A 25095-nucleotide genomic window follows, 5' to 3' on the forward strand; every position below is an offset into this window, starting at 1 on the left:
CCGGAATTTGCAATGCGTGATGACATGCCATGGCATACGAAAATTTCGCACCGAGCCAATAAAGCACAATCAAGAAAACTCCCATTGCCAGTCGTCATCGACCGCGCATGAAACTGTCATGCGACTGTTACATACGGACGCTATTGGCCTCAGCAGGCGCTCAAAGACGGGCGTCGAGAGATCATCTTCCGAACAGGAGCAGGCCACATGAAGAATTTCCTTCTTACAACATCGGTTGCGGCAATCGCGCTGGCAGCAACCGCCGGCTACGCCGCAGCCCGCGATCAGATTCAGATCGCCGGCTCTTCGACCGTGCTGCCCTATGCCAAGATCGTCGCCGAGAATTTTGGCGAGACATTCTCCGATTTCAAGACCCCAGTGGTCGAGTCGGGCGGCTCGTCGGGTGGCCTCAAGGAATTCTGCAAGGGCGTCGGCGAAAACACCATCGACATCGCCAATTCCTCGCGCCCGATCAAGGAGTCCGAAGTCAAGGCTTGTGCCGACGCCGGTGTGACCGACATCCAGGAAGTGCGCATCGGCTATGATGGCATTGTCTTTGCCACCGACATCAACGGTCCGGATTGGGCGTTGACCCCGGAAGACCTCTATAAGGGGCTCGCCGCGCAGGTAGTCGTGGATGGCAAGCTGGTGGCCAACACCGCCACCAAGTGGAACGAAGTCAATCCGAACCTGCCCGATTGGGACATTGCCGCCTATATCCCCGGCGAAAAGCACGGCACCCGCGAAGTGTTCGAAGAAAAGCTGCTGGCCGAGGGTTGCAAGAGTACTGGCGCGCTCGACGCGATCAAGGCGACTGGCCTTGACGACAAGGCTGCCGGCGCTGCCTGCATCGCCGTGCGCAAGGACGGCAAGGCAATCGACATCGATGGTGATTACACCGAGACGCTGGCGCGCATCGACTCCAACAAGACCGGCGTTGGCGTCTTCGGCCTCGCCTTCTATGAAAACAACGCCGACAAGCTGAAGGTCGCGACCGTCTCCGGCATCTCGCCATCGACTGAGACCATCGCCGCCGGCGAGTACCCGGTGTCACGTCCGCTGTTCTTCTACGTCAAGAAGGCGCATCTCGGTGTCGTGGCTGGCCTGAAGGAATATGTGAGCTTCTTCCTTTCGGACGAAATGGTCGGCCCTGAGGGTCCGCTTTCCGACTATGGCCTCGTCGCCGCGCCGGATGCCGAGCGTGACGCCCAGCGCGAGGCTTTCGACGCCGGCAAGACCATGTAATAGCCTGAAAAGGGCGTGGGATATGCCCACGCCCTTTCTATTGGAACCGATCACGCCTTTGAATTCGTCTTGAGTTCAATCTGGTGTGATCCAGGAAGTGCCGACATATGAGTGCAGCCTCCGTCTTCCTCATCATCCTCGTTATCGCGATCGCAGCATTCGCTGTCGCCTATCGGCGAGCCGGTGCTCTGCGTCCCGAAACGGGGCAGAAACTGCATTCGCGGGCGGGCTATCACGGCTCCTATGCCCTGATCATGGCAGTGCTGCCGGCCATTCTTTTCCTGGCGCTGTGGAGGGCGGGGAGCCCGGCCTATGTGGAAAGCTCCGTCTGGAAAAGCCTGCCAGAGCAGGCGCGTACAGCCACCGGCAGCAACGAGTCGCTGCTGATGGGCATGGTCACCAGCATCGGGGACGGCGTTCGCCGCCTGGACGATACCGAGTTGGAGCAGGCGAGGGGCGGCAGTGTCGACCTGCGCGAATTGTTTGCCTCCAAGGGCGTGGCGCTCGCCTCCAGCGGCGAACCCTACATGATCCCCGCCGCCGTCGCCTACAACGAGATGACTGACGCCTCGATCCGCTACTCGACCATCGGCGCCATCCTTCTGGCGCTTGGGGGCGCTTTCTACGGCCTCAGCGGCATCTCGGTACGCAGGCGCGCCCGCAACAATGTCGAACGCATCATGCTGTGGGGTCTGATGGCGGCCTCTACCATCGCCATATTGACGACAGTCGGCATCGTGCTGTCGATGCTGTTCCAGACGATTTCGTTCTTCAAGTCCGTCCCGCTATCGAATTTCTTCTTCGGCACGGTCTGGGACCCGCGCTTTGCTGCAGCTGGCTCGGGCGGCGCGACGGGACAGTTCGGGCTCATACCGCTGCTTGCAGGCACGCTCTACATCGCCTTGGTGGCGATGTTGTTTGCAGTGCCGATCGGCCTGTTTGCGGCTATCTACATGGCCGAATACGCGTCCAGGCGGGTGCGCTCGATCGTCAAGCCGGTGCTTGAAATCCTCGCGGGCATCCCGACCATCGTCTACGGCATCTTCGCGCTGGCGACGGTCGGCCCCTTCCTGCGAGACCTCAGTGCGGCCCTTGCCGGCGGCCAACCTTTCATCCTTGCGCAAAGCGTGCTGACGGCCGGTCTGGTCATGGGCATCATGCTCATTCCCTTCGTATCTTCGCTGTCGGACGATATCATTACCGCTGTGCCGCGCGCCATGAATGACGGTTCGCTCGGCCTTGGCGCAACCCGTTCGGAAACGATGCGGAGGGTGATCTTGCCGGCGGCACTTCCTGGCGTTGTCGGCGCGCTGCTGCTCACCGCCTCGCGCGCCATTGGTGAAACCATGATCGTGGTGCTCGCCGCGGGTGTCGCAGCGAAGCTCACCATCAATCCGGGTGAGGCGATGACGACAATCACCGTCAAGATCGTCAACCAGCTGACCGGCGATCTCGAATTTACCTCGCCGCAAACGCTTGTGGCATTTGCGCTCGGCCTCACGCTCTTTGCGATCACGCTCGCGATGAACGTCTTTGCCCTCTACATCGTCCGCAAATATCGGGAACAGTACGAATGACCGATCTGTCGCTTTCACCAGATACGGCGGTCCCGCGCGCAAGGCGCGATATAGGCCTGAAGCGGCGCTACGCAGCCGAATCCCGGTTTCGCATCTATGGGGTACTGGCGATTGCGCTCGGCATCTTCTTCCTGCTGGCGCTACTGTTTACAGTGTTCAAGGGTGGCTACACCGCGTTTTGGCAGACCTCGATCAATCTGCCGATCACCTTTAGCGCCGAGATCATCGATCCCGACAACCAACGAGCGACCGATCCGGCCAAGCTTGCCAGCGCAAACTACCCGCTGCTGGCACGCAACGCGCTAGCCGAGGCACTCGGCGTCGATGCAGAAAGTGCCAGTAGCGCTGACCTTAAACTGGTGTCGGGCATGATCTCGCAGGGTGTGCGCACGCAGCTTCGCGACATCGTTGTGGCCGATCCAACAGTGATCGGTACCACGCGAAATGTGTGGGTGCTTGCCGCTGCCGATGTCGATTCCGCCCATAAGGGCCAGATAGACCTTTCGGTGCCGGAGGCTAGACGGAAGGTCAAGGACCGGCAGGTCGAGTGGATGAACGCGCTTTCGACACAGGGCGTGATGGTCGAGCGCTTCAATAGCGGCCTTTTCACCCTTGGGGCGTCGAGCAGGCCGGAAACGGCGGGTATGGGCGTCGCACTCATCGGTTCGCTTTATATGATGCTGATCGTATTGGTATTGGCGCTGCCGGTCGGCGTGGCTGCTTCGATCTATCTGGAGGAGTTTGCGCCCAAAAACCGGATGACCGACCTGATCGAGGTCAATATAAATAATCTCGCGGCGGTCCCCTCGATCGTGTTTGGCTTGCTTGGCCTTGCCGTTTTCATCAACTTCGCCGGGCTACCCCGTTCAGCCTCGCTGGTCGGCGGGTTGGTGCTGACGCTGATGACCCTGCCCACCATTATCATCGCGACACGCGCCGCGCTGAAGGCTGTACCACCCTCGATCCGCTCTGCCGCACTTGGGATCGGCGCGTCCAAGATGCAGATGGTTTTCCACCATGTACTGCCGCTGGCGGCGCCCGGCGTCCTGACCGGTACGATCATCGGTCTGGCGCAGGCGCTCGGCGAGACTGCACCGTTGCTTCTCATTGGCATGGTGGCCTTTGTCGCCGATTATCCGGCGACGCCGATGGATCCGGCCACCGCGCTGCCGGTGCAAATCTTCATGTGGGCCAACGAGGCGGAGCGGGCCTTCGTGGAGCGCACTTCAGGCGCCATCATCATCCTGCTTCTGTTCCTGGCAGCGATGAACATTGTCGCCATCATTCTGCGCCGTCGGTTCGAACGCCGGTGGTAGTGGAGAATAAGGATATGAATATGCTGAAGGACGCTGCGATGGAACAGAAGCTTGCGCCGCCGCAGGCACAGCCGGTGATCAAAATGCGAGGCCGGTCCGTTACCGTTCACTATGGCGAGAAACAGGCGCTCTTCGGCCTCGACCTCGACGTGCGCGAAAATCAGGTAACGGCGCTTATCGGACCTTCCGGCTGCGGCAAGTCCACCTTCTTGCGCTGCCTCAACCGTATGAACGACACGATAGAGAACTGCCGGGTCGGCGGCGACATTTCGCTCGATGGCGAAAATATTCACGACAAGGCGATCGACGTGGTGGAACTGCGTGCACGCGTCGGCATGGTGTTCCAGAAGCCCAACCCGTTCCCGAAATCGATCTACGAGAACGTCGCTTACGGACCGCGCATTCATGGCTTGGCCAAACGCAAGGCGGATCTCGACGAGATCGTCGAAACCAGCCTGAAGAAGGCGGCTATCTGGAACGAGGTGAAGGACCGCCTGCATGAGGCTGGCACCGGCCTTTCCGGTGGCCAGCAGCAGCGCCTGTGCATCGCGCGCGCCATCGCCGTGTCGCCGGAGGTGATCCTGATGGACGAGCCGTGCTCCGCGCTTGATCCGATCGCCACCGCACGCGTGGAGGAACTGATCGACGAGCTGCGCCAAAACTACACGATCGTCATCGTCACCCACTCCATGCAGCAGGCGGCGCGTGTATCGCAGCGCACGGCGATGTTCCATCTGGGCTATCTGGTCGAGGAGGGTAATACCGAAAAGATGTTCACCAACCCCGACGACAAACGTACGCAGGACTACATTACCGGCCGCTTCGGCTGACGGCAGGGGAAGCATCATGAGCGAACACATCGTCACATCCTTCAGCGAAGATCTCCAGCAGGTGAGTAACCTTATTGGCGAGATGGGGATTCTTGCCGGCTCTATGGTCGGTGGTGCGACCAGAGCGCTGTTAACTTCCGACACGGCGCTGGCTATGCGGATTGTCTCCGAGGATACCCTTATGGATGCACGCCAGCACGAAACAGACGATCGGGCGATCACACTGATTGCGAAGCGCCAGCCGATGGCACAAGACCTCCGCGCCGTGATCGGCGCAATCCGCATGGCCGGCGACTTCGAACGCATTGGTGACCTTGCCAAGAATATCGCCAAGCGCGTCGGTGCGGTGGGGGAAAGTGGCGTGCCGCGCGGCCTGTCGCACTCGATAGACGGGATGGCGCAACTCGTGCTCGACCAAGTGAGTAGCGTCGCCGACCGCTACGCCGCGCACGACGCGGCCGGACTGGCGACACTCCGGGATCATGACGAGCAAATAGACGTCAAATACACCTCGGTGTTCCGTGAGTTGCTGACTTACATGATGGAAGACCATCGCAACATAACCGCATGCACGCATCTTCTGTTTTGTGCCAAGAACCTGGAGCGCATCGGTGACCACGTCACCAACATCGCCGAAAACGCCTATTTCGTGCTGACTGGCGAGCAGTTGCCGGCCAACCGGCCAAAGTTCGACGACACGGCCACGGCTACGCCGACGACGTGAAGGCGGGGAACTTGCAGAAAAGAGACGGGCGATGATCGCCCCCCGTGTCATGGTGGTCGAGGACGAGGAGTCGCTTGGCGTCCTCCTGCGCTACAACCTCGAATCCGAGGGCTATCAGGTCGAAGTGGTGACGCGCGGAGATGAGGCCGAAATCCGACTTCAGGAGAATGTGCCCGATCTGCTCGTGCTCGACTGGATGGTGCCGGCAGTATCCGGCATCGAACTATGCCGACGCCTGAGGATGCGCCCCGAGACAGAGCGGCTGCCCATCATCTTGCTGACGGCGCGCGGAGAGGAAAGCGACCGTGTGAGAGGCCTTGCGACCGGTGCCGACGATTATCTGGTCAAGCCATTCTCGACGCCGGAATTCAGGGCGCGGGTCAAGGCGCTGTTGCGCCGTGCCAAGCCGGAAGTTCTTTCCAGTGTGCTCAAGATCGGCGATATCGTGCTCGACCGTGAAACGCACCGTGTCTACCACAAGGATAGCGAGATCCATCTCGGACCGACCGAATTCCGGCTGCTCGAATTCATGATGCGTTCTCCTGACCGCGTATTTTCGCGCGGACAATTGTTGGACAATGTCTGGGGTGAGGCGATCTATGTCGACGAGCGCACCGTCGACGTTTATGTCGGACGCTTGCGCAAGGCGGTTAACGATGGCGGCGTGCAGAATGTCATCCGCACCATTCGCGGCGCCGGTTACGCGATACGCGAGGGGTAGAAATAGGCCACCAGACAATTAATTCTCTTTTCGTTTATGGGCTTCGCCTGGGAATTGAAAGAAGCGACTGGACGCCACTTACCCATGGCAAGCCTAGAATACCACGTTGACGACGGGGCGTGATCTCTCGGGACGCGCATGCGGCAGATCACCGAATGTGACCGGGCTGTATACTTATTGCGACCGAAGGGCCGCTTCCTGTTTGGTGCGCGGGATTACCCGATTTTGATGGGAAAGCTCGCGACGCCAAGTCTTATCGCGCAGGCAGTCTCACCATCGGTGGGCGCACTTTTGATTGACTATGGCGGTCCAGACCCGACTTTTGCGGTACTTGCCGCCCTGGCAATCGCCAATGTGTGCACCGTCTTGGCATTGCTTTGTGTATGCCGGTTGAGCGCCAAGTCCACAGTCCCGCACTTAGCAACGATCTACAGGAACAGGAACCCGCTCACACCTGCTACAAGCACCACGATCCAGGCCGGCGTCGTCCAGGCGCTCAGTGCGACGAAGGCACCCGCGGCGATTGCCATTGCTATAGGCGAGGTTATTCCTTGCGTGAAAACCGGATCATAGAGTGCTGCCGAAAGCAGGCCGACGACGGCCGCGTTTATTCCGAGCAATGCGCATCTTGCCAGATGTGCTGTTCGAAGCTTTTCCCAAAATGGCAGGGCACCCATGACAAGCAAAGCTGAGGGAAGGAAAATCGACAGCAGCGCCACGGAGGCGCCGACAAGTCCGGATGGAGGGGCTTGATACACGGTGCCAAGATATGCAGAAAAGCTGAATAGCGGGCCGGGGATCGCTTGCGCTGCACCATACCCGGCCAGAAACGCTTCCCTGCCCACATGACCCGTTTCCACTACCTCCGCCTGCAACAGCGGCAACATTATATGGCCGCCGCCGAACACGAGTGATCCCGAGCGGTAGAAGCTGTCGATCATGTCCAGCATAGGATTTTGGGTGACTGACGCGAGCGTTGGCAGGATGAACAGCAGCGTTGCAAAGCAGGCCAGATAAAGCGCGCCTTGTCTTTTGCTGATGACGATCGCGATCGTGTCATGCTCCATCCTTCCCGAAACGACAGGGCGCAGCCAGAGCAGCCCGGCAGCCGCACCGAGCGCGATGACGAGCACTTGTCCGATAGCGGATGGCATTAACATCGCGACGATCATGCCACCCACTGCTACGGCCGCCCGTTCTCGGTCGGGCGCCAGATTGCGTGCCATGCCGAGCACAGCGTTGGCGACGACGGCCACTGCGGCGGCTTTCAGGCCCTGGATCCAGCCGGTTGAACTTTCCGGCGCGAATGCGGAGAACCCATAGCCGAATGCCACGAGCAGAAGTACGGAAGGCAGGGTGAAGGCGCCCCATGCTGCCAGAAGTCCTGCATAGCCTGCCCGCTGCAATCCGATCGCCATGCCGACCTGGCTCGACGCGGCCCCCGGAAGAAACTGGCACAATGCCACAAGGTCGGCATAGGTGGCTTCATCGATCCATTTCCTGCGCACGACGAAAGCATCCCGGAAATACCCGAGATGAGCCACCGGGCCGCCGAACGATGTCAGGCCAAGGCCGAGAAAGACCCGGAACACCTCCAAGGCCGAGCCTTTAGGCGATGGGTTTTTACACAATTTGGGTTCCAGGCTTTGAAGCGATGGAGCGGATTGTGCCGACGCACAGATCAGCAGCGTCCTCCAGCGATCCGGAGTTGTCCAGCCGGTGCAGGGTCCAGTCGCCGACAGGAATATCCACCTCCAAGGCTCTGGCTAGACGGGCCTCGATCTCTGTCGAGGTTTCGCGGCCGCGCGCGAGGAGGCGTTTTCTCAGGGCAGCGGGCGAGGCCGTGATCTCGACGACGTGGAGGTTGGAGAATTTCGACGCGATGGCATCGAGTGCGCGCCGGGAAGCGTTTGCAACGACGGTGCGCCCCATTCGGTGGTCCTGCAAAAGCGTCGAAGGTAACCCATAAGATAGTCCATGTGCCCGCCATGTCACGCAGAAACGCCCGGCCGTCTCCGCTTCACGAAAAGCGTCTTCGTCAAGGCAATCATGATCCTCGGAACTAGGATCGGCTCTGCGGGTCACCACTCGGCGCGCGAAGACGAAACAATCGTCGTTGGCCAGGCGTTGGCGGGCGATCTCCAGCAGGCTGTCCTTGCCGGCCCCGCTTGGGCCGACCACGGCAACGAATGCAGGGGGACGCATCAGGCAATGCGTTCGCCGCAACGCCAGACGGAACGGACGATCGGCGGCATGCCCGCCTCCGCCTTTACCCGCGCGAGATCAGCCCGCTTGGCTGGCGCTATTTCGCCGCGATCGGCAAGTCCTGCCACCTCGGCCGGATGCTTGGAGATCAGGCGCACCGCGTCCGCAAGCCCGGCTTCTCCGCTGTCGGCCAGCACGAACGCGGATTGAAGGAGGCTGAAAGGTACATAGTCGGAGGAAAGCACGTCCAATGTCCCTTCGCGATACAGATCGAGTGCGGAAATATTGCCTGAATGCGAGCCGCCGCGAACGACGTTCGGAGCCCCCATCAGCACCTTCAGGCCGGACGCGGCGGACGCGCGCGCGGCTTCGACAGTGGTAGGGAATTCCGCGAGCGCCGTCCCCAGCGCCAGCGCTTCGCTCACATGCTCGTGCGTTGCGTCGTCATGCGAGGCGAGCACTATCCCCTCGGCCCGGCATCGCTCCGCGATGACAGGTCGGTTGCGCGGGGAATTCTCGCTAGACTGGAGCATACGCCTTTCGCAGAACATCTCGAATTCGCTATCGGAAAGCTTCATCTTGCGCTGGTAATAGGTCCGATACGTATCGAGGCTCGTGAATTGGCGCTGGCCGGGCGCGTGATCCATGAGCGAGGCGAGGCGCAGGCGCTCATTGTTCTGGATGCTCTCGAAGCCTTCGATCACGTCGCTTGCCGAAACTTCGCAGCGCAAATGGATGTAGTGATCGGCACGAAGCCGACCGCTCTGGACGGCAGACGCGATCGTGTCCGCCATTTCACGCATGTCGGGGCCGGTGATCCCTGCATTCTCGTCCGAGCCCACCCGCAGCGCATCGAAAACGGTGGTGATGCCGGACGCCGATACCTGCGCATCATGGGCCTGGATGGAAGCCATCTTGTTCCAGCGTACCTGCGGTCGCGGCAGGTAATGGCTCTCAAGGTGATCGGTATGGAGTTCTACGAGACCCGGAAGCAGATAGTCTCCGCCCATGTCCTCGCCCGATCGCGCGGCACCTTCGCCGATCTCGGAGATCATCCCGTCGCGTATGACGACATGGCCGTCCACCACCCGTTCCGCCAGGACGATCCTGGCATTGGTCAGTACCAGTTCGTCGGTCATGCGGCACCTGTTGGTATGGAAGAGTGGGCGGGTTGCAGGGGATGCCACGCGTGAATCCCAAAGGGTACGCCAGCTTCGTCTTCAACGAAGATCGCCAGCCCGTCGAAGATGAGCGGGGCATCGATGAAATTGGCAAAGCGTTCGCGAAGCCGCGCTTCGATATCGGCGGCATCCTGCGAGGCGATGTCGCCGGTCACGGTCATGTGGAAACGAAACTCGTCCAGCACATAGGGATAGCCCCAGTCGCCCAGATGCCGCCGTTGCCGGTCGGTAAGGAGGTCCGGACGGCGCCGTGCGGTTTCCGCTTCCGACAAGGGTGCGCGAAAAGGCTCGAAAGCATGCAGCGCGGCGCGTTCCAGCAGGGCGAGTGGCGGGCATGGCTCGCCGGGCACAAGGGCGAAGAAATTGCCGATGCGCGAGAGTGTCAGCGGGGGCAGCACGAAGCTTTCCTGCTGTGCAACGAAGGCCGTTAGTGCATCGTTCAGCATGGCGAGATTTGTGCCCTCCGTTAGCCGGAACGGTGCCTTCAGCGTGGCGTGAAAGCCGTAGCGGGCGGGTTCGCCTACCATAGCGTCGATCGCCGGATCGGGCGCGCGCGGCGGCGCTTGCACATAGGCGTCGCGGCCGAGCCATAACGCAGCGGCCTTCGTCAGCGGCGCATCTGGGGATGGCGTGAAATAGATGGCGGCGCGCATCAGATGAAGAACTTGCGCAACTGCTGGGAGAGCAGATCGGTCAGCGTGACGGTCGCCACCACCACGATGAGCATTGCGGATGCCTGTGGATAGTAGAAACCCCTGATCGACTCGAAAAGCACCTGGCCGATGCCGCCGGCACCAATCAGCCCGAGAACCGTCGCGGCGCGCACGTTCGATTCGAAACGGTACAGGACGAACGACAGCCATAGCGGCAGTACCTGCGGAATGACGCCGTACACGACCTCCTGCACGCGTGACGCACCTGTCGCGCGGATCGCTTCGACAGGGCGCGGATCGATCGCTTCCACAGCCTCCGAAAAAAGCTTCGCCAAGATACCGGTCGTGTGGATGAACAGCGCCATCACGCCGGCGAAAGGCCCGAGCCCCACGGCCACCACGAACAGGACCGCAAAGACCATCTCGTGGATGGCTCGGCACAAATCCATCAGGCGGCGTACTGGCTGGGTGACGTACCATGGCGCCATGTTGCGCGCCGACAAAATGCCGAAGGGCACGGCGAGCACGACTGCCAGGAATGTGCCCCACAGCGCGATCTGAAGGGTCGTTGCGGTCTCTGTGAGGTAGTAACGCCATTCCTCGAAATTCGGATGGGCGAAGCCCTTGGCGTATTGCTGCATGTTACCGGCATCGGTGAACAGATAGGTCCAGCGCTGCATTTCGGCCGGTGCCCAGCTCCATATCAGCAGCAGCGCCAACCCGCCCCATATCGCCGTATTCCAGATGCTGCGCGTCCAGTCGCGGCTGATCTCAGCGCGGAAGGCTGGTCGCTCGACGATGTCGGTCATTTCAAGGCCTCTGATTAGCGAGATCGCGCCGGCCGCAGTCATCATGACGGAACGGCCGGCGCGTTGAGTTCAATGCAGGATCGGTGCTTAACTCAGCTCTGGCCGTTCTTCTTGATCAGGTCCTCGTAGCCGGCTTTTTCGGCGTCGAGCTTTGCGATTGCTGCTTTCTTCTCGTCGGCACTCATCTTGTCGTCGCCTTCGATCTTGGCGATCGACTTGGAGAGTTCCATCACCCGGATCGGCAGCAACTGGTCGTTGGTGGAGGCTCGGAAAGGCGCCCAGTTGAGCCCGGCCAGGACTTCCTTTTCCTTTGCGGCGTCGCCCTTTGACTGGTCCGTTCCATAGGTCAGGAAGAAGGACTTGATCTTGTCCTTGGCCTCTTGCGGCAAATCATTACGCCAAACGATCGGATCGGACGGGATCAGCGGCGACTTCCAGATCACCTTGATCTTGGCGAAGGCTTCCGGATTGTTCTGTTCGATCAGCGCAAGGTTTTCGGTGTTGTTGGCCGCCGCATCGACCTGGCCATTGGCGACGGCCATGGCGTTGGTTTCATGGTTGGCGTTGGTGACGTTCTTGAAGCACTTCTTCGGATCGACATTGTTGGCGGCGAAAACGAAGGTGGTCGGCACCAGGAAGCCAGAGGTGGAGTTCGGATCGCCAAGGCCGAAATTCAGCGTCTGGTCGCACTTCAGCAGATCATCGACCGAGTTGAGCTTGCTGTCCTTCGGCGCAAGGATCAGTGACCAGTAACCGGGGTTGCCCGAGGAATCGACGGTCTGGACGAAGACCTCGCCATCGGCGCGATCGACCGCTTCCATGGCCGACTTGTTTCCGTACCAGGCGAGTTGCACCTTGTTGAAGCGCATGCCCTCGATCACGCCGGCATAGTCGGAAGCGAAGAATGGCTTGATGTCGAGGCCGGTCGCCTTTTCCATGTCGGCCAGGAAGGGTTCCCATTTCGGCTTCAGGTTCTGCTGGGATTCCGTGGAAATAATGCCGAAATTGAGTTCCTCGGCGTAGGCCGTGTGTGAAAGAGTAGCGGCCAATGCGGTAACCGCGATGGTCTTGAGTATGGTTTTCATGCCAATCGTCCCTGTGTTGACTGAGTTAATGGTCAGGCTGCGGCGAGGGATTGGGCGCCGGAGCGCACTTTCCCAAGCAGTCGCTTTTTTTCCGGCTTGGCCCGCGCGGCATCGGGCAGGATCAGTTCTTCGGAATTGGCTCCGTAGAGTTCCCTCAGAAAGTCGTTGGTAAGGGCTGTTGAGGGCCCATCGAACACCACGCGCCCGTCGCGCAACGCGATGGTGCGCGGGCAGTAGCGGCGCGCGTACTCCACCTGGTGCAGCGACACCACGCACGTGATCCCGTCATCCCGGTTGATGGCCGTAAGGACTTCCATGACTCGGCGGGCCGAGGACGGGTCGAGCGAAGCGATCGGCTCGTCGGCGAGCATGATGCGGGAGCGCTGGACGAGCATGCGCGCGATGGCCGCGCGCTGCTGCTGGCCACCCGACAGCGTCGAAGCCCGCTGCCAAGCGACCTCCGGGATGCCGACCCGGCCAAGAGCCTCGCGCGCGGCGCGCTTTTCTGCGGCGGTGAATAGGCCGAGCGTGCCGCGCCAGCCGGGAATGCGTCCAAGATTACCGATCAGTACATTGGTCAAGACCGGCAGGCGCGCCACCAAATTGAACTGTTGGAAAAGGACGCCGATCTCCCGGCGTATTTCGCGAGCGCCACGCGCGAGACAGCCATCTTGCTGGATGGGCTTTCCAAAAACCTCGACAGCACTGTCGGCATTGCGCGAGATATCCAGGCCGCAAATCTGGCGGATCAGAGTGCTCTTGCCCGAACCGGAAGCGCCGATCAGCGCCACCATCTCGCCCCGCCCAATGTTCAGGCTGACGCCGTCGAGGGCCATCTTCTTGCCGAAGCTTTTGGAAAGATTTCTCACAGATATGTCAGGCATTATTTCCTCGCTTGCACCAAGGGAACACCTTGCAGCTTCTAGATTTCTCGGATGACAGAGAGATGACTGGAGGACGACATTTCGACATCCTTTCCCTCAGGCGAGCCGTATTTGCCGAGAAAGGCTTCGCCATCGAGGTTGCGGAAATCGCCCAGCGCAAGACGAAGCCTTTCATGGCTCCAATCCCACCAGGCCAATGCGTCCATCCGCTTGCCAGCTTCCATCGAAAGCCTTTCCCGGATGAGGCGCGCCGGAACGCCACCGACGATCGCATAGGGTGCCACATCCTTCGAAACGACGGCTCCCGCGCCGATCACGGCGCCGTTCCCGACGCGCACGCCGGGCAAGATCGTTGCGCCATGGCCGATCCATACGTCATGACCAATGATGACGCGGTCGGCGCGCCGCCACTCGAAGAACGAGTCCTCATTGCCAGCGTCCTCGAAGTAGTCGGCGGCGCGATAGGTGAAATGATGGAGGCTGGCCCGCCAGGTCGGGTGCCGGGTGGCGTTGATGCGGACAGCAGCGGCAATATTGGCAAACTTGCCGATCTCGGCACACCAAATCTGACAATCCTGCATGACATAGGAGTAGTCGCCTAGTGTCGCCTCCGAGACGCTGCTGCGCTGAGCGACCTCGGTGTAGAGACCGAGTGCCGAGGCCGACACTTCTGCCGTCTCGTGTACCAGCGGCGTTTCCGATAGCCTGGTCATGCGGCGATCTTTTCGGGTGCGAAAGCGGTCACGTCGATGATCTGGTCGGCCACGGCCGCACGCATTTCGGCGTCGTGGAAAATACCAAGCAGAGCTACGCCGGCTCGCTTTTTCTCTGTGATAAGGCCTGCCACCACGTCGCGGTTTGCTGCATCCAGGGAGGCGGTCGGTTCATCGAGCAGAAGAACCGGATGGGGTGTTATGAAGCCTCGTGCTATGTTGACGCGCTGCTGCTCCCCGCCTGAGAAAGTGGCGGGTGGCAAGCCCCAGAGGCGTTCGGGCAGATTAAGCTGCGCCAGCAATTCGCCTGCGCGGGCGCGAGCCGCGGCTCGCGTTTGACCGAATGAAACCAGCGGTTCGGCAACGACATCCATCGCCGCAATACGCGGCACGGTACGCAGGAACTGGCTGACATAGCCGATTGTGTCGCGCCGCACTGCAAGCACGGTGCGGGGGTCGGCGGTTGCCAGATCGATGAAACGGCTTCCATGATTGATGAGAATCTGCCCGGTATCGACGGAATAATTGCCGTAGAGCATTTTCAGGATGGAGCTCTTGCCGGCGCCCGATGGGCCGCCAAGGACATGGCATTTACCGGACGTCAGCGAAAAGGAAACATCAGTTACGACAGGCACACGCAAGCCGCCGCGAAGATGCATGGTGAAGCTTTTCGAAACTTCCGAGACGACAACTGGCGTCGGCATGGCGCTTAGACCTGCAGGATTGAGGAAACGAGAAGCTGGGAGTAGGGCGCGTGCGGATCGTCCAGAACGCGGTCCGTCAAACCCGTTTCGACGACGTGTCCGTCCTTCATCACGATCATGCGGTGCGACAAGAGCCGCGCCACTGCCAGGTCGTGCGTAACCACGATCGCGGCAAGGCCAAGGTCGGCGACAAGACCGCGCAACAGGTCGAGCAGGCGCGCCTGCACGGAAACGTCCAGCCCTCCAGTCGGTTCGTCCATGAAAACGAGGCGGGGGCCGGTTATGAGATTGCGGGCGATCTGCAGGCGCTGGCGCATGCCGCCGGAAAACGCACGCGGTTCGTCGTCGACACGCTCTCCGTCGATCTCCACGCGCGATAACCAGTCGAGCGCGGAACTGCGGATGTTGCCGTAGTGGCGATCCCCGATCGCCATCAATCGCTCGCCGACATTGGCGCCGGCGGAAACGGTCATGCGTAGTCCGTCGGCGGGGTTCTGATGAACGAACCCCCAGTCGGTCCGCATAAGAAAACGGCGTTCCGCCTCGCTCATCCGGTAGAGGTCACGAACAGTACCGTCGCGCATACGGTAGGAAACCGATCCCGATGTCGGCAGGATGCGTGTCGAGAGGCAATTGAGCAATGTCGTCTTGCCGGACCCGGATTCGCCGACGACCGCAATCACTTCTCCCGGCCACAAGTCGAAGGAAACGCCTGTGCAACCGATCCGCGAGCCGTAGAATTTTGACAGGTCGCTAATGCGAAGTAGGGGTTCGTCTTTCATTCCGCAGCCCTTCGCGCGTCGGGCGACAACTGACCGTGAAATCCGTCAGCTTGTCTCTTTTCACAATGATCCGTGTCGGAGCAGACGAACATACGATCACCCTGATCATCGAGGACGACTTCGTCGAGATACACGCCTCTTGCGTCGCATAGCGCGCATGGATGGTCGAAGGTCTGGACCTCGAAAGGGTGGTCCTCGAAATCGAGGCTGACCACTTCGGTGAAGGGCGGTATGGCGTAGATGCGCTTCTCACGGCCCGCGCCGAAAAGCTGGAGTGCCGGCGACATGTGCATTTTCGGATTGTCGAATTTTGGCGTAGGGGAGGGGTCCGTGACATAGCGGCCCGCAACCTTGACCGGGTAGGCATAGGCGGTGGCAATGCGGCCGTTTCGGGCGATATCCTCGTAGAGCTTCACATGCATCAGGCCGTATTCCTGAAGCGCGTGCATCTTGCGCGTTTCGGTCTCACGCGGTTCGAGAAAGCGCAGCGGCTCGGGGATAGGCACCTGATAGACCAGCGTCTGCCCGGCCTCGAGCGGCTGTTCGGGAATGCGGTGGCGTGTCTGGATAATCGTCGCCTCGGCTGTTTTCGTTGTCACCGCGACATTGGTCATCTTGACGAAGAAGGCGCGGATCGAGACGGCGTTGGTAGTGTCGTCCGCGCCCTGGTCGATGACCTTGAGTACGTCGTCAGGCCCGATGATGGAGGCGGTCACCTGCACGCCGCCGGTACCCCAGCCATAGGGCATCGGCATTTCGCGCGACGCGAACGGTACCTGGTAGCCTGGAATGGCGATGCCCTTGAGGATCGCGCGGCGGATCATCCGCTTGGTCTGCTCATCGAGATAGGCGAAATTGTAGGCTACGGTTTCTTCGCAGGGCGCGACGTCATCGTTGGGCGCGTTCATTGTGCGGCCTCGCGTTGCACGTCATCCTGCTCGGCGCGCATCCGACGCACGAGATCGAGTTCGGCCTGGAAATCTACATAATGCGGCAACTTCAGGTGCTCGACGAATCCCGTCGCCTGGACATTGTCCGAATGAGAGATGACGAATTCCTCGTCCTGCGCGGCAGCGACGATGTCTTCGCCCAGTTCTGTTGCCCGCAGCGCACGATCACAAAGAGACATGGCCATGGCCTTGCGCTCGCTCTGTCCGAAGACGAGGCCGTAGCCGCGCGTGAATTGCGGCGGGCTCTTCGCTGATCCCTTGAACTGATTGACCATCTGGCATTCGGTAAGGCGAATGCGGCCGAGGGTGACTGGAAAACCAAGCTCGGGAACGTCGAGTTCGATCTCGACTTCACCGATCCTGATTTCGCCGACAAATGGATGACTGCGGGCATAGCCGCGCTGCGTCGAATAGGCGAGCGCCAGCAGGAACCCTTCGTCGCCTCGCGATAGTGCCTGCAGCCGGCTGTCGCGGCGTAACGGAAACTGCAGCGGTTCGCGCGTAATGTCGCCGGTCACATGCCCGTCAGGCAACTCGCCGTCGGCCTCGATCAATCCCTCGCCCGCCAGAATATCGGAAACTCGGGGAAAGGCCTCGAGCGGCTCATCGCGCAGCGCGGGCTCGGCCACGGGCAATTCCTTGCCGAGTTCGGGATCGAGCAGGCGGTGGGTATAGTCGAAAGTGGGGCCGAGCATCTGCCCACCCGGAAGATCCTTGTAGGTGGCCGAAATCCGCCGCTCCACCTTCATCGCGGCGGTATCGACCGGGAGCGTATAGCCGAAACGCGGCAGTGTGGTGCGAAAGGCGCGCACCAGGAAGATCGCCTCGATCAGGTCGCCGCGCGCCTGGACAATGGCCAATGCCGCGAGTTCCGCATCGTAGAGCGAGCCTTCGCTCATCACGCGATCCACGCCAAGCCCCAACTGCGCGACGATCTGGTCGAGCCGCAAAGCAGGCACATCGCGGCTTCCACGCCTGCGATCGGCCAGAAGCCGGTGCGCGTTGCTGATGGCCGCCTCACCGCCCTTTACGGCGACATACATCCTATGGCTCCATCTATGGCTTGGGGCTGATGCGCGTGGTGCGCGGCAGGCAGGCAACGGCGTCGGGCGCCGCCAGAACAAGATCCACGCCGCGCGGAAAGCGTGCATGGTTCTGCTTCCATTGCTCGACGAAATGGCGCGGCATGGGTGCGGGTGCGATCGTGGCATCCCGCTCTATACCTGGTCCTTGAAGCACGAGATTGCCGCCGGATGTGAGGCTCGACACCTGAACGATCAATGTCATCGAGCGGTCGGGGTATTCCTGGGTGCCTTGCGCGAAATTCTCCAGGCTGATCAGGTTTTCCGGGTCGGCCACAAGCGCGAAATGGGCGTCAGCCGGCGTGTGTGCAAAGGGAGCGGAGGTGTGGAAGGACAGCCAGTCCACGACCGCAGCCGCCCTGCGCAGCGGCGGATCGAGCCAGACTGGCGTGTCGTGATCGCACAGCGTCAAGGCCACTGCGGCCGCTGTCGGAGACAGGGGCAAGGGCGGTTGTACGAGGACGGCGACTGGCTGCATGGTCCCAGGGCGCGCCATCGCGTCCATCACTGCGTGAAAAACCGCTTGCGCGTCAAAGACGGGCGCACGAAATCCGCCGACGATATGGTCGAGTTCCGGCATCAATCCTCTCCGCGTACCATGGTGAAGAAGTCGACCTTCGTCGCGGCCGTTTCGGCGTGCCGCTTCCTATCGGCCGCCCCCGCCTTTTCCAGAAGCGGGGCGACGATCTTGCTTTCGACACAAGCGCGCGTCGATTCCTCGCACCAGTTGCCATCGAGGATCGCAGCCAGACGCACTTTTTCCTTGTCGCGGCCGAGCGCGTAGGCATGGCCGATCTTCCCCGACGGCAGCCGTATCGTCGCGCGCGTCACGGTTGCCTCACCCATATTGAACTGCGCCCCGCCGCCGCCGATGCGACCACGCACGGTCACAAGCCCGGTTTCAGGCCCCCGTAGAGTTTCCGCGTCGAGGGCTATCCCTGCCTGTACCGACAGCGTGTGGAGATCCTCGCGGGAGGCAGAGGCGAATGCCGTCATCGCGATCTTGCGCGCGGCGTGTACGCTCTCTTCTCTGGCCTGATCGGGTTCCATTTCAGCCTGCCTGCAAAATTGTCTAGTGTTCTATACAACTAGATGACATATGCTTACAGCTACCGGCGTTTGATGACGTCCCGATGACATTGCGAGAGAAAATGGCCGCCAGACCCAACAATCATCAGAAGGATATGAGGGCGCGGCGCAGCGGCGTTGCGCTATGGCGGCAGATTGCCGATCAGCTTCGCCGTTCCATCAGCGAAGGCGCGTTCGGGCAGAACGACAGGCTGCCCTCCGAAACAAGTCTTGCTGAACTGTACGCCGTCAACCGCCATACATTGCGCGCCGCGATTGCCGCGCTGGTGCAGGAAGGCGTACTGCGCGCCGAACAGGGTCGCGGCACCTTTATCGAAAGGCGCGGACGCCTCTCCTATCCGATCGGCGCGCGGACCCGCTTTTCCACCGGACTTGGGGATCAGGTGCAGGACACGCGCGGTACTCTGCTCGACCATGCCCACGAAGCGGCCGATGCACACAGCGCCGAGGCTTTGGGAATTGCGGTTGGCGCGCCCGTCATTCGCCTCGAGACACTGAGCGAGGCGAACGGACGGCCCGTCTCACGTTCCACCAGCGTGTTCGATGCGGCGCGTTTTGAGGGGATCCAGCGCGCCTACCGGAAAAGCGGGTCGATGACGGCCGCGCTTCGCGAACTGAACGTGGCCGACTATGCGCGCCGCTCGACATTGATTTCTGCGCGACACGCGAGTGCGGCTGACATAGCGGACCTGCGTCTTTCGCCCGGCGCAATCGTCCTGGTCACCGTCTATGTCAATGTCGATGAGGCAGGCGCGCCTATACAGTTTTCTCAAACGCGCTTCGCGGCAGATTGCGTTGAATTGTCGGTCACCTAACGGTGTGTACGGTGAGAAGGAGAGGCGGCAACGGTAGCAATCGACCATAAAATGGCGAGCAACAGAGTGGTGCGCTCGACAGGGTTCGAACCTGCAACCGCCAGACTAGAAGTCTGGAACTTCTATCCTGTTGAGCTAAGAGTCGGTTCGGAAAGTTATTCAGCTTGAACAGAGCTTTCGCAGCATGAACCTCCTCCTCAATCTCGATAGGCGTTCTGTTGGCATGCCATTTTAGGAACGGGCGGGTGGTTCACCAAACCAGCGTCGCCGTGCTTCCGATAGGCTTCACGCCAACGGTAGAAGCTGCTGCGACAGACCCGGCAGGACTTCGCAAGGTTGTGTTGCAAACTCTTCGGTAACGGTCGGCTGGCATGAGGACATCTCCGTTTTCTGGAGAACGCTGTATGTTCAAAGGCCGACATTTCGACTGATCGGTGATCTTGCTGTGCGTTTGCTGGTATCTGGCATATGGCTTGAGCCTGCGGGATATGAAGGAGATGATGGCTGAGCGCGGCATCAGCATCGACCATTCAACAATCCATCGCTGGGTCGGAGATGGGATTGAAGTCGCTGTCGGGTCAAAGAAATACCGCTCGCCAGGCGAGTTCTGCAAGGCTTCTATTTCTTGCGCTGGACCAGAAACGCAGCCGTTGCCAGCACCACCGATGCGATCATGATCAGGGTCGAAATGGCGTTGAGCTGGGGTGAGACGCCCTGCTTGATGAGAGAGAAGATATAGACCGGCAAGGTCGTCGCGCCGCCGGAATTCAGCAGGTTGCTTGTGATGAAGTCGTCCATGGAAATGACGAAGGCAAGCATCGCGCCGCTGAACACGCCCGGCAGGATCAACGGCAGCGTCACGCGCCGAAAGGCTGTCCAGCTCGACGCGTAAAGATCGCGGGCGGCATCTTCGAGGTCGCTTTCCATGCCCTGCAGCCGCGCCCGGATCGGGAGAAACGCGAAGGGGATGCAGAAGGTGGAATGCGCGATGGTCAGCTTCAGCAGGCCGTTGGAGATGCCAAGCTCGGAAAACAGGATGAGAACGGCCACGGCGACGACGATTTCCGGCAGAAGCAGCGGCAGGTTCACCACCGTTTCCGAAATGCGGCGGTAACGCACCTGCTTGCCGCGCACTAGAACGAGCGCCGCCATCAGTGCGATGATGGTCGAGACCACCGTCGCGATCGTAGCGACGAATAGCGAGGTTTTTACCGCGTTGAGCAGCGCCGTGTTGGACAGGGCCTCCGTGTACCAGTGCAGGGAAAAACCGCCCCAGACGGAGACGATCCGGTTGGAGTTGAACGAATAGAAGATGACTACCGAGATCGGTAGATAGAGGTAGACAAAAAACAGCAGGCTGAATAAGCCCAGCCCCGGATAGCGCCTGACATCGGTTTTGGAGGTCATGCCGTGCGCTCCCGACCTTCCTTGTGCACGGCGCGCAGCCCGCGCCACAGCAGGAAGATCATCACCGCCGCCATCAGCACGATCGAGATGGCCGCTCCAAGCGGCCAGTTGCGAGCCGCGCCGAACTGCATCTGAATGAGCGTGCCCATCATCATGGTCTTGCCGCCGCCGAGGATCAGCGGTTCGAGCACCGCACCGAGGCACGGCACGAAGACGAGGATCGACCCGGCCATCATGCCGGGCTGGCTCAGCGGCAGGATCACCCGGCGCAACGTGGTCCACCGGCTGCCATAGAGATCGTGCGAGGCCTCCACCAGCGCAGGATCGAGCTTTTCGATCGAGGCGAAGATGGGCAGGATCATCAGCGGAATGTAGCTGTAGACGAGCCCGACCTGCATGGCGGTATCGCCATGCAGCAGGCTGTCCATGTCATCGACCAGGCCGAGGAAGCGCAGCGTTTTCTCGATGACGCCGTCGTTGCCAAGAATGATGATCCACGAATAGACCCGCACGATCATCGAGACCCAGAAAGGCAGCGTGACCAGATAGATCAGCATGACCTTCAGCGACGACTTCTGCAGCGAGATGAAATAGGCGACCGGGAAGCTGAGCAGTAGGCAGATCAGCGTCGTCACGGTCGAAAGAACCAGCGTGCGTCCAACCACGATCAGATATTGCGGGTTGAACTCGAGTTCGCCCGTCCAGCCTTCGTTGAACAGGATCTGCTTGTAGGGTGCGGTGGTGAAGACATAGTCGAAGCCGCCATACGGCCCGCGCGTCGAGAACGACACCACCACGATGATGGCAATCGGGATGATCAGGGTGAACAGCATCATCAGATGCGTCGGCAGAAGCCCCAGAACGTTCCAGCCCGGTATTTTGGGGCGAGGGATTTTGAAGCGACGCATCATGCGCCCAGTATCCGGGCTGATTCAGCGGCAAAGCTGACCTTGATCGGCTGGCCCGGTTCCAGCATGCGGTTGCCGGTGGCGTTATTGCCCTTGGAAAGGCGCAGCTTGGTATCGCCGATGTCCACGACATAAAATGTATGGCCGCCGAGATATTTAGCGTCGACGATGGTGCCGTCGACGGATATCTGGCCCTCCAGCGAGGGAAGGTTGATTTTCTCCGGACGGAGCGACATCACGGCCGCACGGCCGACAGCGGCTTGCCTGTGCGGCGCCTTCAGCGTCAGCCCAAGCGGTGTTGTCACCGTTGCCCAATCGCCGTCGACCTCCACCACCTCGGCCTCGAGGAAGTTGGTTTCGCCGATGAAATCGGCGACGAAGCGGTTGGAGGGTTCCTCGTAAATCTCCGAGGACGTTCCTAGTTGCTGGATTTGGCCATCGCCCAGCACGCAGATGCGGTCCGACATGTCGAGCGCCTCCTCCTGGTCGTGGGTGACGAAGACGAAAGTGATACCCGTCTGCCGCTGCAACGTGCGCAGTTCGTCGCGCATCGCCTGCCGGAGCTTCAGGTCGAGCGCCGAAAGCGGCTCATCGAGCAGCAGCACTTCCGGTTCGGGCGCCAGCGCCCTTGCCAGGGCGATACGCTGGCGCTGGCCGCCGGACAATTGCTGCGGCTTGCGGTCGGCGAATTTCTCCATATGGACGAGGCGCAGCATGTCGGCCACGCGCGCGTCGCGCCGGTCTTTCTTCCAGCCGAGGTTTTCCAGCCCGAAGCCGATATTCTGCTCAAGGGTGAGATGGGGAAAGAGAGCATAGCTCTGGAAGACGGTATTGACCCGCCGCTTGTGCGGCGGAAGCCCGTGGATGTTCGATCCGCGCAACGAAATCTCGCCTGTCGAAGGCTGTTCGAAGCCGGCGATCATGCGCAGCAGCGTGGTCTTGCCGCAGCCGCTGGGGCCGAGCAGCGTGAAGAACTCGTTCTCGTAAATGTCGAAGGTGACCGGCTTCAGCGCCTGGTAATTGCCGAAAACCTTGGAGACGCCCTTGATCTCGACTGCCTTGCCCTGCCGAGGCGCGTTGCTGCTGACCATGGGGCTACTCGCAATGGTGGGATCGGAGGGCGGGCGTGGAAAAGCCCGCGCCACCGTGAGGCAGCGCGGGCAGGTTGTACAGGTTACATATCAACCCATTTACCGTCGCGAACGACGTGCAGGTCGATTTCGACAGCCATCTGGGTCTGGCCGTCGGCGTCGAAGGACACCTCGCCCAGAATGCCGTCGTGATGGATGTCACGGATGGCCTTGCTCAAGGCTTCCTTGTCCTCGGTGCCCTTTTCCTTGATGACTTCGAGCAGGATCTGGGCTGCTTCATAGGCATATTTGGCGTAGGAGCCAGCGGGGTCCGCATAGCCCTTGGCGTCATAAGCCTTTTCGAAATTGGCAAGCTTCGTGTTGGTTTGCACGGCAGGCGTTCCGACGATGGTGCCTTCCGCCGCAGCGCCGGCGATCTCGATGAACTTCGGATCGTAGATGCCGGAAATGCCGTACATCGGCAGCGAGCCCATGCCGAGATCGGCCATCTGGCTGCGCACCAGCGCCGCTTCGGTCACGACGCCGCCGAAATAGATCGCGTCCGGCGAGGTCGCCTTGGCCGTGGTCAGCATAGCGCGGAAGTCGGTCGTGCCGACAGCGGCTGCGTCGGAGGAGACGATTTCGCCGCCCGCTTCCTTGAAGAATTCGCTGAACCATTTCGTGTTCGCCGCGCCGTAGTCGGTAGTGTCGGAGATGATCGCGATCTTCTTGACCTTGCCTTCCTTGGCGATGGCGTCGGCAAGCGGCTTGTTCTCGTTGACCAGCGTCGGCGTCACGCGCGTGACGTTGGGAAAATTCTGCTCGGTGATCTTGGGGCTGACGGCGCCCCAGACGATGAACGGCATCTGCGCGCGATTGAACACGGGGATCGTGGCCAGCGCGACCGAGCTGTTCCAGTGGCCGGTAGCTGCAATGACCGCCGGATCGTTGACCAACTTCTGCGCGGCCGACACGCCGACAGCTGGATCGGAAGCGTCGTCGAGGACGACACCCTCGACCTGATGCGGATAGCCGCTCGCATTGGCTTGGTCTATCGCCAGCAGGAAACCGTTGCGCGCGCCGAGCCCCTGTTGCGCGTTGCCGCCGGAGAGAGGCCCGATGAAGCCGAGCTTGATCTGGTCGGCCTGCGCCTGGGCGGCGCCTAGCGCGATGACCAGAAAGGAGCCGGCCAGAATGGACGATACGCGGAGAAGCACACTGCGCCTGTTAAACATGGTTCCACCTCAAAACATTGTTGTCCGCCAGCGTAGCGGCCCGGCCGATCCTGTACGTCGGTTGCATCAAGTGTATTTGCGCATCTTGCGACACGAAATTCGGAAATTGCTATTCGTGACTTCGGAGATTCATTATGTGCGGACTCAGGTGACGCTGATAGTCGTTTCGGCTCAAATCGAAAGAAGGATAGAATGGCGGAACTGCTTGTCCAGCAGCTGGTCAACTGGATTACCCTTGGCTGCATCTACGCGCTGCTGGCAATCGGCTTCAGTTTGATATTCGGCGTTCTCAACGTCATCCACTTTTCCCATGGGGATGTGGCGATGACCGCGCCCTTCATCGCTCTGGCGCTGGTGCAGGCGTCGATGGCCGCGGTCGGCGTTTCCGCGCCCGCCGGGCTTGTCATCGGCGTGCTGGGCGCGGTGGCCGCGGTCGGGCTGATCGGCGTCGTTCTCGACAAGGTGGTCATACGACGCTTCCGCGATGCGCCGGCGATGATGGCGCTGGTTGCGACTGTCGCGCTTGGTATCGTCATACGCGAACTGATCCGGCATCTTTACCCCCAAGGCTCCAATCCGCATGCATTCCCCCGCCTCGTTTCCGGGGTGGCGTTTGAAATCGGCGCGGTGCCGATCAACTGGTTTGCGCTGCTGGTCGTGGTCCTGACGGTATTTTTGGTGGCGTCGTTGTTCGTCTTCCTGCGGTTGACGCCGCTCGGCCTTCGCATTCGCGCCGCCTCGGAGGACCGCATCGTGGCGCGCATGATGGGTATCAAGGACGCGCGCGTCTTCCGTGCGACCTTCTTCATCGCGTCGGCGATAGGCGCGATTGCCGGCCTGCTTTTCGCAAGCTACGCCGGCGTGACCCGGTTCGACTTCGGCATCATGGCCGGGCTCCTCGGGTTCTCGGCGGCCGTTCTCGGTGGCCTTGGGTCGATGCCGGGAGCCATTCTGGGCGGCCTGATCATCGCCGGTATCGAGGTGTTCGCCCAGACCTTCGTGCCTGACGGCGCATCCTACCGGCTGGTCTTCGTCTTCGTGCTGGTGATCGTGGTGCTTGTCTTCCGCCCCGCCGGTCTTCTCGGCCGCACCGTCATGGAGAAAGTATAG

Annotated in this window: 26 protein-coding genes and 2 pseudogenes; 9 read left to right on the plus strand and 19 right to left on the minus strand. The window is 60.9% G+C overall.

Features of this window, described 5'->3' with window-relative positions; all coding sequences use genetic code 11:
* The first annotated feature begins 207 nt into the window (after nucleotides 1–207).
* From ACX3P0_RS16225 to phoB, 6 genes are all read left to right on the plus strand, one after another.
* A complete protein-coding gene (locus ACX3P0_RS16225) occupies nucleotides 208–1245 on the plus strand; it encodes a PstS family phosphate ABC transporter substrate-binding protein (protein WP_459090026.1) in 1038 nt (345 codons plus the stop codon).
* Nucleotides 1246–1352: 107 nt separating this feature from the next.
* Complete coding sequence (gene pstC / locus ACX3P0_RS16230; protein ID WP_459090028.1) at nucleotides 1353–2822, plus strand: phosphate ABC transporter permease subunit PstC; 1470 nt, start codon at nucleotides 1353–1355, stop codon at nucleotides 2820–2822.
* Nucleotides 2819–4138: a phosphate ABC transporter permease PstA gene (gene pstA / locus ACX3P0_RS16235; protein ID WP_459090030.1), complete on the plus strand. Its 1320-nt coding sequence runs from the start codon at nucleotides 2819–2821 to the stop codon at nucleotides 4136–4138. The genes pstC and pstA overlap by 4 nt, the downstream gene beginning before the upstream one ends.
* A gap of 20 nt (nucleotides 4139–4158) precedes the next feature.
* Nucleotides 4159–4968: a phosphate ABC transporter ATP-binding protein PstB gene (gene pstB, locus ACX3P0_RS16240; RefSeq protein ID WP_459090032.1), complete on the plus strand. Its 810-nt coding sequence runs from the start codon at nucleotides 4159–4161 to the stop codon at nucleotides 4966–4968.
* Nucleotides 4969–4984: 16 nt separating this feature from the next.
* Nucleotides 4985–5692 (plus strand): phosphate signaling complex protein PhoU, encoded by a 708-nt coding sequence (phoU, locus tag ACX3P0_RS16245; protein ID WP_459090034.1) that lies wholly within the window; start codon nucleotides 4985–4987, stop codon nucleotides 5690–5692.
* A 31-nt stretch (nucleotides 5693–5723) separates the two neighbouring features.
* Complete coding sequence (gene phoB, locus ACX3P0_RS16250) at nucleotides 5724–6413, plus strand: phosphate regulon transcriptional regulator PhoB (RefSeq protein WP_459090036.1); 690 nt, start codon at nucleotides 5724–5726, stop codon at nucleotides 6411–6413.
* Nucleotides 6414–6841: 428 nt separating this feature from the next.
* Here the strand turns inward: phoB and chrA are convergent, their stop codons facing one another.
* The 14 genes from chrA to phnG form a co-directional block, all read right to left on the minus strand.
* Complete coding sequence (chrA, locus tag ACX3P0_RS16255) at nucleotides 6842–8005, minus strand: chromate efflux transporter (RefSeq protein ID WP_459090320.1); 1164 nt, start codon at nucleotides 8003–8005, stop codon at nucleotides 6842–6844.
* A gap of 31 nt (nucleotides 8006–8036) precedes the next feature.
* Nucleotides 8037–8618: a phosphonate metabolism protein/1,5-bisphosphokinase (PRPP-forming) PhnN gene (gene phnN / locus ACX3P0_RS16260; protein WP_459090038.1), complete on the minus strand. Its 582-nt coding sequence runs from the start codon at nucleotides 8616–8618 to the stop codon at nucleotides 8037–8039.
* Complete coding sequence (locus ACX3P0_RS16265; protein ID WP_459090040.1) at nucleotides 8618–9757, minus strand: alpha-D-ribose 1-methylphosphonate 5-triphosphate diphosphatase; 1140 nt, start codon at nucleotides 9755–9757, stop codon at nucleotides 8618–8620. Before ACX3P0_RS16265 ends, phnN begins: the two co-directional genes overlap by 1 nt.
* A complete protein-coding gene (locus tag ACX3P0_RS16270; protein ID WP_459090042.1) occupies nucleotides 9754–10452 on the minus strand; it encodes a DUF1045 domain-containing protein in 699 nt (232 codons plus the stop codon). The genes ACX3P0_RS16265 and ACX3P0_RS16270 overlap by 4 nt, the downstream gene beginning before the upstream one ends.
* The gene (gene phnE, locus ACX3P0_RS16275; protein ID WP_459082626.1) at nucleotides 10452–11261 is read right to left on the minus strand and encodes a phosphonate ABC transporter, permease protein PhnE; all 810 of its coding nucleotides are present in this window, start codon (nucleotides 11259–11261) and stop codon (nucleotides 10452–10454) included. The genes ACX3P0_RS16270 and phnE overlap by 1 nt, the downstream gene beginning before the upstream one ends.
* A 92-nt stretch (nucleotides 11262–11353) precedes the next feature.
* Nucleotides 11354–12346: a phosphonate ABC transporter substrate-binding protein gene (gene phnD / locus ACX3P0_RS16280; RefSeq protein WP_459090044.1), complete on the minus strand. Its 993-nt coding sequence runs from the start codon at nucleotides 12344–12346 to the stop codon at nucleotides 11354–11356.
* Nucleotides 12347–12378: 32 nt separating this feature from the next.
* Entirely contained in the window at nucleotides 12379–13230 is an 852-nt protein-coding gene (phnC, locus tag ACX3P0_RS16285) for a phosphonate ABC transporter ATP-binding protein (RefSeq protein ID WP_459082622.1), read from the minus strand.
* A gap of 38 nt (nucleotides 13231–13268) precedes the next feature.
* Nucleotides 13269–13943 carry a DapH/DapD/GlmU-related protein gene (locus ACX3P0_RS16290; protein ID WP_459082620.1) on the minus strand — a complete coding sequence of 225 codons (675 nt, stop codon included), beginning with the start codon at nucleotides 13941–13943 and terminating at the stop codon, nucleotides 13269–13271.
* Complete coding sequence (phnL, locus tag ACX3P0_RS16295; RefSeq protein WP_459082618.1) at nucleotides 13940–14647, minus strand: phosphonate C-P lyase system protein PhnL; 708 nt, start codon at nucleotides 14645–14647, stop codon at nucleotides 13940–13942. The genes ACX3P0_RS16290 and phnL overlap by 4 nt, the downstream gene beginning before the upstream one ends.
* A gap of 5 nt (nucleotides 14648–14652) precedes the next feature.
* Nucleotides 14653–15429, minus strand: a complete 777-nt coding sequence (phnK, locus tag ACX3P0_RS16300) for a phosphonate C-P lyase system protein PhnK (RefSeq protein WP_459082616.1) — start codon at nucleotides 15427–15429, stop codon at nucleotides 14653–14655.
* Complete coding sequence (locus ACX3P0_RS16305) at nucleotides 15426–16337, minus strand: alpha-D-ribose 1-methylphosphonate 5-phosphate C-P-lyase PhnJ (RefSeq protein ID WP_459090046.1); 912 nt, start codon at nucleotides 16335–16337, stop codon at nucleotides 15426–15428. The genes phnK and ACX3P0_RS16305 overlap by 4 nt, the downstream gene beginning before the upstream one ends.
* A complete protein-coding gene (locus ACX3P0_RS16310) occupies nucleotides 16334–17422 on the minus strand; it encodes a carbon-phosphorus lyase complex subunit (protein WP_459082612.1) in 1089 nt (362 codons plus the stop codon). The genes ACX3P0_RS16305 and ACX3P0_RS16310 overlap by 4 nt, the downstream gene beginning before the upstream one ends.
* 13 nt (nucleotides 17423–17435) lie before the next feature.
* Entirely contained in the window at nucleotides 17436–18041 is a 606-nt protein-coding gene (phnH, locus tag ACX3P0_RS16315; protein ID WP_459082610.1) for a phosphonate C-P lyase system protein PhnH, read from the minus strand.
* A complete protein-coding gene (phnG, locus tag ACX3P0_RS16320) occupies nucleotides 18041–18511 on the minus strand; it encodes a phosphonate C-P lyase system protein PhnG (RefSeq protein ID WP_459090048.1) in 471 nt (156 codons plus the stop codon). The genes phnH and phnG overlap by 1 nt, the downstream gene beginning before the upstream one ends.
* Nucleotides 18512–18612: 101 nt before the next feature.
* On the opposite strand from phnG, the gene phnF reads away from it, so the two are divergent.
* Nucleotides 18613–19365, plus strand: coding sequence for a phosphonate metabolism transcriptional regulator PhnF (phnF, locus tag ACX3P0_RS16325; protein ID WP_459090050.1), 753 nt, complete (start codon nucleotides 18613–18615; stop codon nucleotides 19363–19365).
* A 187-nt stretch (nucleotides 19366–19552) separates the two neighbouring features.
* Here phnF and ACX3P0_RS16330 read toward each other — a convergent pair.
* Nucleotides 19553–19703: pseudogene (locus ACX3P0_RS16330) on the minus strand (helix-turn-helix domain-containing protein); the annotation flags it as partial.
* Nucleotides 19704–19799: 96 nt separating this feature from the next.
* Between ACX3P0_RS16330 and ACX3P0_RS16335 the strand changes: the two are divergent.
* A pseudogene (locus ACX3P0_RS16335) lies at nucleotides 19800–19916 on the plus strand (IS6 family transposase); the annotation flags it as partial.
* 67 nt (nucleotides 19917–19983) lie between these two features.
* On the opposite strand, the gene ACX3P0_RS16340 reads toward ACX3P0_RS16335, so the two are convergent.
* The 4 genes from ACX3P0_RS16340 to ACX3P0_RS16355 form a co-directional block, all read right to left on the minus strand.
* Nucleotides 19984–20772 (minus strand): ABC transporter permease, encoded by a 789-nt coding sequence (locus ACX3P0_RS16340; protein ID WP_459090052.1) that lies wholly within the window; start codon nucleotides 20770–20772, stop codon nucleotides 19984–19986.
* Nucleotides 20769–21683, minus strand: a complete 915-nt coding sequence (locus ACX3P0_RS16345; protein WP_459090054.1) for an ABC transporter permease — start codon at nucleotides 21681–21683, stop codon at nucleotides 20769–20771. Before ACX3P0_RS16345 ends, ACX3P0_RS16340 begins: the two co-directional genes overlap by 4 nt.
* The gene (locus ACX3P0_RS16350) at nucleotides 21680–22771 is read right to left on the minus strand and encodes an ABC transporter ATP-binding protein (RefSeq protein ID WP_459090056.1); all 1092 of its coding nucleotides are present in this window, start codon (nucleotides 22769–22771) and stop codon (nucleotides 21680–21682) included. The genes ACX3P0_RS16345 and ACX3P0_RS16350 overlap by 4 nt, the downstream gene beginning before the upstream one ends.
* Before the next feature lie 83 nt (nucleotides 22772–22854).
* Nucleotides 22855–23985 (minus strand): branched-chain amino acid ABC transporter substrate-binding protein, encoded by a 1131-nt coding sequence (locus tag ACX3P0_RS16355; protein ID WP_459090058.1) that lies wholly within the window; start codon nucleotides 23983–23985, stop codon nucleotides 22855–22857.
* A 192-nt stretch (nucleotides 23986–24177) separates the two neighbouring features.
* Between ACX3P0_RS16355 and ACX3P0_RS16360 the strand changes: the two genes are divergently transcribed.
* Entirely contained in the window at nucleotides 24178–25095 is a 918-nt protein-coding gene (locus tag ACX3P0_RS16360; RefSeq protein ID WP_459090060.1) for a branched-chain amino acid ABC transporter permease, read from the plus strand.

This window comes from Mesorhizobium sp. A556 (assembly GCF_054489545.1).